The 10,182-nt window shown below is 31.9% G+C and carries 8 protein-coding genes and 1 pseudogene; 1 reads left to right on the top strand and 8 read right to left on the bottom strand.

Annotated elements, in window-relative coordinates:
• A pseudogene (locus BMY79_RS12550) lies at positions 1-173 on the top strand (IS110 family transposase); the annotation flags it as partial.
• 219 nt (positions 174-392) lie between these two features.
• Here the strand turns inward: BMY79_RS12550 and hisH are convergent.
• From hisH to BMY79_RS04495, 8 genes are all read right to left on the bottom strand, one after another.
• Entirely contained in the window at positions 393-1,001 is a 609-nt protein-coding gene (gene hisH / locus BMY79_RS04530) for an imidazole glycerol phosphate synthase subunit HisH (protein WP_022747611.1), read from the bottom strand.
• A gap of 12 nt (positions 1,002-1,013) precedes the next feature.
• Positions 1,014-3,119 (bottom strand): hypothetical protein, encoded by a 2,106-nt coding sequence (locus BMY79_RS12145; protein WP_074730479.1) that lies wholly within the window; start codon positions 3,117-3,119, stop codon positions 1,014-1,016.
• A 140-nt stretch (positions 3,120-3,259) separates the two neighbouring features.
• Entirely contained in the window at positions 3,260-4,168 is a 909-nt protein-coding gene (locus BMY79_RS04520; RefSeq protein WP_022747613.1) for a chemotaxis protein, read from the bottom strand.
• A gap of 74 nt (positions 4,169-4,242) precedes the next feature.
• A complete protein-coding gene (locus BMY79_RS04515) occupies positions 4,243-4,998 on the bottom strand; it encodes a DUF4352 domain-containing protein (protein ID WP_074730478.1) in 756 nt (251 codons plus the stop codon).
• A 174-nt stretch (positions 4,999-5,172) separates the two neighbouring features.
• Positions 5,173-6,663, bottom strand: a complete 1,491-nt coding sequence (locus BMY79_RS04510) for a HAMP domain-containing sensor histidine kinase (RefSeq protein WP_034226223.1) — start codon at positions 6,661-6,663, stop codon at positions 5,173-5,175.
• A gap of 51 nt (positions 6,664-6,714) precedes the next feature.
• Positions 6,715-7,398, bottom strand: coding sequence for a response regulator transcription factor (locus BMY79_RS04505; RefSeq protein WP_022747617.1), 684 nt, complete (start codon positions 7,396-7,398; stop codon positions 6,715-6,717).
• A 136-nt stretch (positions 7,399-7,534) separates the two neighbouring features.
• Positions 7,535-8,206: a hypothetical protein gene (locus tag BMY79_RS04500; protein ID WP_022747618.1), complete on the bottom strand. Its 672-nt coding sequence runs from the start codon at positions 8,204-8,206 to the stop codon at positions 7,535-7,537.
• Positions 8,206-10,161, bottom strand: coding sequence for a fructose-bisphosphatase class III (locus BMY79_RS04495; RefSeq protein WP_022747619.1), 1,956 nt, complete (start codon positions 10,159-10,161; stop codon positions 8,206-8,208). Before BMY79_RS04495 ends, BMY79_RS04500 begins: the two co-directional genes overlap by 1 nt.
• Positions 10,162-10,182 lie beyond the last annotated feature (21 nt).

Below are 10,182 nucleotides of genomic sequence, written 5' to 3'. Positions count from 1 at the left end.
ATAATGCGGCCAAATATGTCTGTCATTGGGATCCAACTTTTGCTGAATATCTAGCCAAGAAGCGAGCCGAAGGTAAACATTATAATGTTGCTCTATCTCACGCTGTAAAAAAGCTAGTACGAGTCATTTATCATCTCGAAAAAACAAATCAGCAATACATTAAAGCATCTTAACTTTTTCTAATTCAATACTCCTTTTTTGAGCACCTACATAGATGCTCTTTTTGTCATGCAGTTTTCAAGGTTCATAGAACTCCAACTGAGTTCAAAATATATCTAAAATGCATTTCTGCACTTTAATCAAAAAATATCATTTTTTAACTTGACTTTTAATAGTTAGTCTTTCTTTCTCTAACGTACCATTTAATTTTCAATATTACACTCTTTAGGTCATTATTGTATATTACAAAAATTCTCCAAAATTTTCAAACCTACACTGCTACTTTTTTCTGGATGAAATTGACACGCAAATACATTATCTTTTTCTACCGATGCATGAATATTCACCCCATAGTCTGTTGTTGCCTTAACTATGCTTTCATCTTTTGCTTTTAAATAATAAGAATGAACAAAATATACGTATGGATTTACTCCTAGTCCTTTAAATAATCGCGCATCTTTTGCGATATCTAAACTGTTCCATCCAATATGAGGAATCTTAATTCCTTCTTTTGATGGAATACGTATAATTTGTCCATCTAAAATATCTAATCCCTCAACGCCGCTACTTTCTTCACTTCCTTCAAATAAAAGTTGTAGTCCAAGACATATACCCAAGAAAGGTTTACCTTCTTGAACTACATCTTTTATAGCCTTGTCAAGTTCATATTTTTTTAATTGTGCCATTGCTTTTCCAAAAGCGCCGACACCTGGCAATACAACTTTGTCTGCTGAAAGAATAGTGTTTAAATCTCTTGTAACAACACATTCTTCTTTCAGCGAAACAAATGCTTTTTCTACACTTTTTAAATTGCCAGCATTGTAGTCAATAATTGCTATCATAGTAGTGGTCTCCTAACTTTCAAGTAAGCCTAATTCTCTTACTTTCTTATATATTTCAATGGAATATTGATCCCAATCTCCTATATTATACCACTGCTTAGCCTGTTCTGGCGATACCCCAAATGAATCTTGTAAAGCGGCATCAATTTGATTTTCTAACTCTTCTAATTCTTTTTCACATTTTAGTTTATGAGCTAACTCCTTATAATTTTCGCATCTGCCTTTACCACATACAAGTGCATCTAGTGCCATATCATATTTATGTGCTCCATAGAAAGTTGAAAATGCTTTATATCTACCTTCAATACTTGCAAACATTTCAGCTTTTGCATACATCTTTTCATCATCTTGTTTCAACGTTAAGCCTGATAACTCGCGATATGCTTGTGAATACTTCTTTTGTTCAAATGATTGCCTAGCTGTCTTTAAAAGCATATCTTTCCTAATCAAGTTTGTTCCAAGATAAATGAAGGCTAATATAGACAATGCCATAATCCAAATTGTTATAACTGGACCTTTTGGTAATGGTGGAGTGTTATCTACTTCTTTTGGCTTCTTTTCTTTCTTTGGTTTTTCTTTCTTTTCTTTCTTTGGTTTTTCTTTCTTTTCCTTCTTTGGCTTTTCTTTCTTTTCTTTTTTCTTTTTCTCTTTTTTCTTCTTGCCTTTTGAGGAATCTCCTCCTTCATCGCCACTCATACCAAGTTCTGCTAAAATTGCAGCATTTTCCTCTGATAATTCTCCTACATTTGCTGCTCCTGTAGCATTTGGTTTGTCTTCTTCCTCTTCATCAGGTCCAAATAACATTCCTACTAGACGAGAGAAAAATCCACCTTTTTTTTCTCCATCTTCGCCTTTATCTTTTTTCTTTTTGCCTTTTTTCTTTTTACCTTTTTTATTTTCTTCATCATCTGAATCTTCTTGTTCATCATCAGCAGATGGATCTTCTGTTTCAAGATTTGATAAACCTTCTGCTAATTCATCTAAACTTGGTTCTGATGCATCATCTAATGACTCTGCTTCTAAATTTAATTCATCTGATGCTCCTTGTTCGTCATCTTTGAACAAATTATCTAAATCATCTAATTCTAAATCTAAATTCGAATCGTCTAACAATTCTTCGATTGATTCATTTTCTTTATCTGCCAAATCAATTTCACCTTCTTTACTATCCGATGAATCCGTTGGTTCTGACTCTAGCTCTGATTCTAATTCTGGCTCTGACTCGGGGTCTGGCTCTGACTCGAGTTCTGGCTCGAGTTCTGGCTCTGGCTCGAGTTCTGGCTCTGGCTCGAGTTCTGGCTCTGGCTCTGGCTCGGAATCTGGCTCTTGAGGTTCTTGTGATTCATCTTCATCTATTTCTTCATTTCCAAGTTGACTGACTAAATCGTCAAACGATTCTTGTATATCTGCCTCTAATGATTCATCTTCACCAGCGTCTAAATCTAAATTTAATGTATCAACCTCATTTTCTGGCTCTTCAATCTCATTTAACTGTATATCCTCTGCTTTTAACTCTTCTTCGCCTTCCTTTAATTCTAAATCTTCTAAAGTATTTATATTTTCATCTGATTCATCAAGAGAAAGATCATCTAATTCAGAGAACTCGTCAGTATTTTGGATATCATTTAAGTTCAAATCAGCTTCTAGTCCTATTTCATCACTTTCATCAAGTGACGAAACAAAATCTTCTAACCTATTATTTTCGTCATCGTCTACATTTTGTTCTTTAATATCATCTACGTCTTCAATTACTTTAGTTCCATCTGTCCTATTTAACAATTCTGCAATTTCTTTACCATCATCTGTCTGAAAAATATCATCATTTTTCTTTACATTTGAGCGTTTAGACGTAGTATCTATAATTTTTTCAAATTCATCTATTTCTTTTTCTAGTTTATCTGAAAATGAACTGCTAGTAGCTTGCTCAAGTTCATCATTAAATTCTTTTAAAAAATCATCAGCTGATTTTCTACTAAATGTTCTAGAAGGATCTAACTCCCTATCAATGCTTGCAGATAGAGCAGACGATTCAGCTCTATTAATAGCAGAATTACTATCTGTTTCATCCATTGATTTCAATAAATCATCAAGATAATCCTCTTCAGGATGTTTTGACATTTTCTACTCTACCTCCAATTCTTTGATATTTTCATATTTTTCCCATTAAACATAACACATTTTCTATCCTTTTTAGTGAAAAAGGATGTGACACTTGTATCACATCCTTCATTATTTTCTACATTAAACTAGACTAACCATTACCCACGTGCTTTTTCTATCAAGCCATCAATCGCTGATACAAGCTGACCAATCTCTGGTTTTGTCAATTGTGCATCAGCACCTAAAGACTCTCCCTTTCTTCTCATCTCATCATTTACGAGTGAAGAGAATATAATTAATGGTATTTCTTTCATTTCATCATCACTCTTAACTAACTTAGTCAATCTATGTCCATCCATCATAGGCATCTCAATATCCGTAACAATACAATCAACTTTCTTGGCAACATTTCCTTCTTTCTTCATTGCTCTTAAACGATCCCAAGCTTCTTGACCATTTCCATTTATAATAAGACTCGTATATCCAGCTTTCTTTAAACAATCTGTAATAAGTTTACTTAATAATGGAGAATCTTCAGCAATGAGAATTGTTGAATCACTACGACTTCTTTCTTCTTTCATCATGTCAACATCAGATACACGCAAACCAGTCTCTGGACTGATACCTGAAACGATAGACTCGAAATCCAAAATAACAACCAACTTAGCTCCTAACTTGATAACACCTGTCGATGTACTAGTATCCTGAGCATTTATTGTTGCATCTGGTTTAATAATTGCATCCCAAGATACACGATGTATTCCCAATACTTGATCAACATGAAACGCTACATTTAATTTATTAAAATTAGTAATTATGAAAAGGCCCTCACCCTTTGTTTCTGGCAAACCTAAACATTTTTTCAAACTTATAACAGTAATCATAGTATCTCTAGGCATAAAAATACCTTCTACACATGGATGCGAATTTGGAACTGGCGTAATTTGCTGATATTGTAAAATTTCTCTAATTTTGGCTACGTTAATTCCATAATGATTATCACCTAAAGTGAACTCTAATAATTCTAATTCATTGGTTCCTGATTCTAATAGAATATTTGTATCCATTTAGTCTCCTCCCCGAGCTCTGACCCCATCTATACATCTTTTATACCGTATATATCGTCAAACACTCGTTATTTTTATAATTTGACAGCACTTTTTGTTCCATCTACAGTCGCCTCTAACAAAATTCCACCTACACCTGCTGCCGCATCACTAGGTATTTCATAAAGCATTACCATATCTATAGAACTATTAGCTGTTACTGTACCTGTATAAGTAAAGAAATCATTCGAAAGTAAGCTCTTCATCGGCTGACAAGCATTTCCATTGATTTTTGCTGTAACATCAATCTTTGTCATAAGATTATTAAGCGTTATATTCGAACCTGTATTGTTTGTAACTTTCAAGTGAATTACAGCATAGGTCATACCCTGTTTTGCCGAAATAGAATATACACCTTTTTCACTCAAACTATTTGCTGTCGTCGTATTAGTACGTGTTATAGTCAACTCATTCTCATGCCCAATAACTTTTGCTAAACTTACCGACGAAGTCGTTCCCTGATTTTCTTGTGTCGATTGATTACCTTCTTCAATCTCTTTCTTATCAGACGTCTCAGTGCTTTTCTGTTCATTTTTCTCTGTTTCCTCTTTCTCATTTTTCGTATCAGTTTTCTTTTCTTCCGTAGCACGTTCTTGTTCAGGATCTGGCAAAGTACAATTCAAACCATCTTTTTGATAAGTATTATATTTAGCTACTACTTTAGCCGAGTAATTAGTAATCAAATCATTTTCTTCATCGGTTAATTCAATTAGTGGAGTTACTACGCAACCACTTAAAAGTAACGAATTTGAAAGTAGTAATGCTAAGAGTATACCTTTTTTGTTATTCATAGTATTCCTCCGCTTTTACTTTTATGAAAAATCACTTCTAAACATGTCACCTCAAACCTTTCTTAAAAAGGCTTCGACAACGATAATAATTCTACTTTAGTTATCGTAATAATCCACTAGTTTTTTAACCTTCCGAATATTCTTAATTTATAAACATTTTAAAAACTTTTTGTCCTATGCTCGTTGAAGTTCCATCCAAAATGCAACTCCATTTTCTCTGTTTTCTACTCCACATTTTTGTCTAAACGAATCCATTATAGCCTTTACAATTGATAAACCTATACCCGATCCACCGTACTCCCGAGTTCTTGCCTTATCAACTTTATAAAATTTAATCCACACTTTTTCTATCTCCTCTTCTGGGATTAAATCTCCTGTATTAAATACAGTTGTTCTTATCACATCCTCCTTCGCTTCAATATTAATTTCTATTTTTTTATCATATTTAGCATAATGAATTGCATTACTTAAAAAATTAGAAATTACTTCTTCTACTTTAAATTCATCTCCCCAAACATAAACTGGTTTGTCTTCATCAAATGTTATTGTTATACCATTTTGTGATGCCATTAAACTTGATGTGCTTACAATTCCGTCAACTAATTCTTTTAAATCAAACCTTTTCATTTCAACCATATCATTTCCGAATTCTAACTGATTTAATGTAAGTAATTTTTGGACCATTTTATTCATTTTGGCAGCTTCATCTATAATAACCTCACTATAATACTCCTTGCTTTCTGGATCATCATTAATACATTCCTTTAATCCCTCAGCATATCCTTGAATCAAAGCAAGAGGTGTCTTTAATTCATGCGAAACATTTGACAAAAATTCTTTTCTCATTTCATCAATCTTTTCTTTTTTTTCAAGATCCCGCATTAATTCATTATTTGCTTCTTTTAATTCTGAAATAACTCTTTGTAATGTATCTGATAAAATATTCATATTATTACCTAATTCATCAGTTTCTCTACTACTTAACATGCAACTATTGTATTTTGCATCAAAATTTAAATTGGTTATTTCTTTTGAAATTTTTGATAATTGAAGTATTGGTCTAGATATTCTCTTCGAAATAAAAATGATTATAATAGTACTTCCTACTACACACATTCCGCCTACGCACTCAAAGAAAAAATTAGTCAATTGTGCACTTTCCCTAATACTTTCTAATGGTGTTCTCATAAAGATTGTTGAACCATCATTTAATTTCCCGTATAGAGTCAAAAAATAAGCATTCATTCTATCATCAAATCTTCTTTGTAGTACATAATTTTTTTCTTTTTTTAATACAATTGCGTTGTCATCATCTCCATAAATCATGTCATTAATTTGCATAAATATGTATGATTCATTTGTTGATGACGATCTGATTGTCGTTTTATCGCTTCCTACTATCGCAATTGTAAGATTTTTATTCGCACACAAGGACTCAAATTGAATATCAAACTTACTTGAGGATAAATAATTATCATTTGCCGCCTTATTAATAACTTTAAATCCTTCAATGATTGAACTTTCTTTTTTATAAATATAAAAATGTTCTAGACAAGTACTGTTTATAAACGCACACAACAAAACAGTACCAGCAACTAGCCCAACCATTGTTACTATTAATTGAATTGTAAGAGGGGCTCTTTTCTTCTTTAAAATATCTTCCATGTGTCTCTCCATATAACTTTAAACTTATTTATATATCTCCCTAAAAATAGATTATTGTTTTTTTACATCAAACTTATAACCCATACCCCAAATAGTTTTGATAAGCTCACCTTTTTTTCCCATTTTATTTCTGAGTTTTTTAACATGAGTATCTATCGTTCTAGCATCACCATAATAATCATAATTCCATACATTATCTAAAATTTTATCTCTAGATAATGCAATGCCAGCATTTTCCATAAAATACAATAAAAGTTCAAATTCTTTAAAACTTAAATATACTGGTTCTCCATCTATTTCTAAAGAATGTGCGCTTTTATCTAATTTAATTCCACTCATCTCATAAATATCTTCCGAATCTTTTTGAGTTGTTCTGCGGATTATAGCTCCAACCCTAGCGACTAAAATCTTTGGTGAAAATGGCTTTGTTATATATTCATCTACTTCAAGATTAAATCCCATTAACTCATCTGATTCATCGCCTTTTGCTGTCAACATTATAATTGGAACTTTTGAAGATTCTCTAATTTCTTTACAAACCTCCCAACCATTCATTTTTGGCATCATAATATCCAAAATTATAACAGCAATATCTTTATTTTCATAGAAAACTTTTAATGCTTCCTCTCCGTCCCCTGCTTCTAACACTTCGTAATCTTGTCTAACCAAAAAATCTTTTACCAATTTTCTCATTCTTGCTTCATCATCTACTACTAATATTTTTAATTTATCCATAATCGTACCTCGCTATCTTTATTCCTCACTAGTATATTCTACTCCTATGAAAAAAATGTGAACAAAAAGTCCATCTTATGCACCTCCATGAATGTAAGTACTCTAAGATGGACCCAATCCTTACGTATATACTTTTTTAATTTGTGCCATTACTTTCTGTTTTATTATCGATAGTTGTCTTATTATCATCCACTACACTATCTTTTTTATTATCTGATTCGTTTTGAATCTTTTTAATCTTTTTTTCTAAAGAGTTAAGATATTGTGCTTTTTTGTTTAACTCTTTTTCCTTTTTGTTTAACTTTTTATTCCATGCCTCATACTTGTTAATAATCTTAGTTTCATAATTAACAATAGTCGTTGTTGATCTAGTATAAAACATTATTGCAAACATTCCAATTATTGAAAGTCCAAAAATAACAGTCAAAAAAGTGAAGAATCTCTTTTTCTTTTTTACAGAATTAAATTCTTCTTTAGAAACCATATGTTTTTTGAATTGAGCCAATTCTCGTCTAGCGGCTTTTCCATCATCAACTTCTATCTCCTTTTTTTTAGGGACAAAAATTGTTGGAAGCTGCTCTTCTTTAGCACCTAACTCAATAGCTTTTTTTCTAAGAGAAACCATAAAATTAATTCCGACTAATGTTGAAAAATATTCTTTTTCAATTAGCATAGAATATATTTTAATTATATGATTAACATTTTCTAAATTTCCCTTTGTTTTAACATATTTAATTCCTTCAACTTCTTTTTTTGCTTTTAAAGCTTCTTGGTCATCTTCAAAATTAAAATCATCTACAATTGGCATTATTTTGTTTTCTCCTTAATTTCACCTAATCTATATGCTTCTATAAGAGCCTTCAATTCTTTAATTCGGCATTTCATCTGCTTTCCATTATCAGTATCTCCAACTAAAATTCTTCGATCTGTATATTGAACAGCTTCTTGACGTGATGCAATGTCAATTTCATTTGATACAGCCTCTTCTCTAGAAACAAATGGATCATGTGCTGCAAGAGTTAAACCATATGAATTATAAATAAGCGTATATCCCGCAATTCCAGTTTCTTTTCTATACGTTTTTGAAAAACCACCATCAATGATAATTAATTTTCCCTCACATTTAACAGGTTTTTCCCCATCAATCCTATGAACTGGGACATGACCATTTATTATATGGCCATTCTTTGGTGATAACCCAAATTCTTTTAATATTGTTGACGCAGTCTCTGCCTTATCTAGGCGCTGATAATATTCGTTTTTATATTCTTTTTTAACTTCTGGATCATCTAAAAAATATCTTTCAAACGTTGCCATTTTATCTCTGCCATACAATGGTGACCTAGGTCCCGTCCATAAGAACCAAAAGATATCTTCAGCTTGTTCTTTTTCTTTTCTGTCAACAGAAAAAACAGCTTTTCTAACATATGATTCAATTACATCATATAATTCTTTACCCTTGTATTCTTTTCCAAACACCCAAACTTTAGCAAATGTTCCATCTTCGTTCATTGGCATACAACCATGATAAAGAAGATTTCCGTTAAAAGTTTTATACATATTTCCTTTTTTCATTAAAAGTTTCATATGTTTTTGAAGTTTCTCACAATGAATGAAAGACGACTGCAAATGATTCATAACATCTTCCTCTTCTGGTGTAAGCTTCGTTGGATCATTGGGATCAACAGTAGGAAAATGCATATCTCTCATTTGATATTTTTTTCCATCTATAATTACACAACCATGCTCATAATCAATCTGATCAAGCATACTTCTTTCTGTCATACCAAACTGGGGATATTTCTTAGCTAACTGTCCATCAAGTTTGAACTTAATAATTGCAATTGCTTTATGCATTTTTTTAACTAGCTCTGTTTCAACTTCTGTTGCTGCCACTTCACCTTTTAAAACAAACCTTGTACATGGATCTTTTTTATAAACATCCATAGCAAATGTTGCAAGTGGTAACATGTTTATTCCATATCCTTCTTCTAACATGTCAAGATTACCATAGCGAATACTATTTCTAATTGCGCTAGCGATGCATGCCTTGTTACCAATTGCTGCGCCCATCCATAATACATCATGATTACCCCATTGAATATCTAAAGAATGATATTTGCATAATCTATCCATTATTAAATGAGATCCAGAACCCCTATCATAAATATCTCCAATAACATGAAGTCTATCTATAACTAATCTTTGAATCAATTCAGCTAATGCAACAATAAAGTTTTCTGCATTGCCTAATTCAACGATCGTATTAACAATAGCTTCATAATATGCCTCTTTATTTAAAACTTCTGGCTTTTCGGCTATTAATTCTTCAATAACATACGCGTAATCTGGTGGCAACGCTTTTCTAACTTTTGATCTTGTATATTTTGACGAAACAGTTTTACACACTTCAATTAATCGATATAACGTGATTTTATACCAATTATCCATATCTGTTTCTTTCTTTTTTACAAGTTCCATTTTTTCTTTTGGATAATAAATAAGCGTAGCTAACGCAGATTTATCCGTTGTAGTTAACGAATGTCCAAAAACATCTTCTATCTTTTTCCTTATTGCGCCTGACCCATTTTTTAGCACATGTGAAAAAGCCTCAAATTCACCATGGATATCAGACATAAAATGTTCTGTTCCTTTAGGTAAATTTAAAATTGATTGTAAGTTAATAATTTCTGTCGATGCAGCCTCAATTGTTGGAAACGTGCACGACAATAGTTCCAAATAACTTCTCTCTTGTTTATTCACTTTACTCCTCCAATACCTAAA

Origin of the sequence: Lachnobacterium bovis, assembly GCF_900111325.1 — a bacterium.
Lineage (GTDB): Bacteria > Bacillota > Clostridia > Lachnospirales > Lachnospiraceae > Roseburia > Roseburia bovis_A.
This window is presented reverse-complemented; position numbering and strand designations above follow the sequence as displayed.

Bases quoted from the DNA above. Each gene is read 5' to 3' on its own strand.
- BMY79_RS04515 (WP_074730478.1), bottom strand. From the start codon at position 4,998: ATGAATAACAAAAAAGGTATACTCTTAGCATTACTACTTTCAAATTCG.
- BMY79_RS04520 (WP_022747613.1), bottom strand. From the start codon at position 4,168: ATGGATACAAATATTCTATTAGAATCAGGAACCAATGAATTAGAATTA.
- BMY79_RS04505 (WP_022747617.1), bottom strand. From the start codon at position 7,398: ATGGATAAATTAAAAATATTAGTAGTAGATGATGAAGCAAGAATGAGA.
- BMY79_RS04510 (WP_034226223.1), bottom strand. From the start codon at position 6,663: ATGGAAGATATTTTAAAGAAGAAAAGAGCCCCTCTTACAATTCAATTA.
- BMY79_RS04500 (WP_022747618.1), bottom strand. From the start codon at position 8,206: ATGCCAATTGTAGATGATTTTAATTTTGAAGATGACCAAGAAGCTTTA.
- hisH (WP_022747611.1), bottom strand. From the start codon at position 1,001: ATGATAGCAATTATTGACTACAATGCTGGCAATTTAAAAAGTGTAGAA.
- BMY79_RS12145 (WP_074730479.1), bottom strand. From the start codon at position 3,119: ATGTCAAAACATCCTGAAGAGGATTATCTTGATGATTTATTGAAATCA.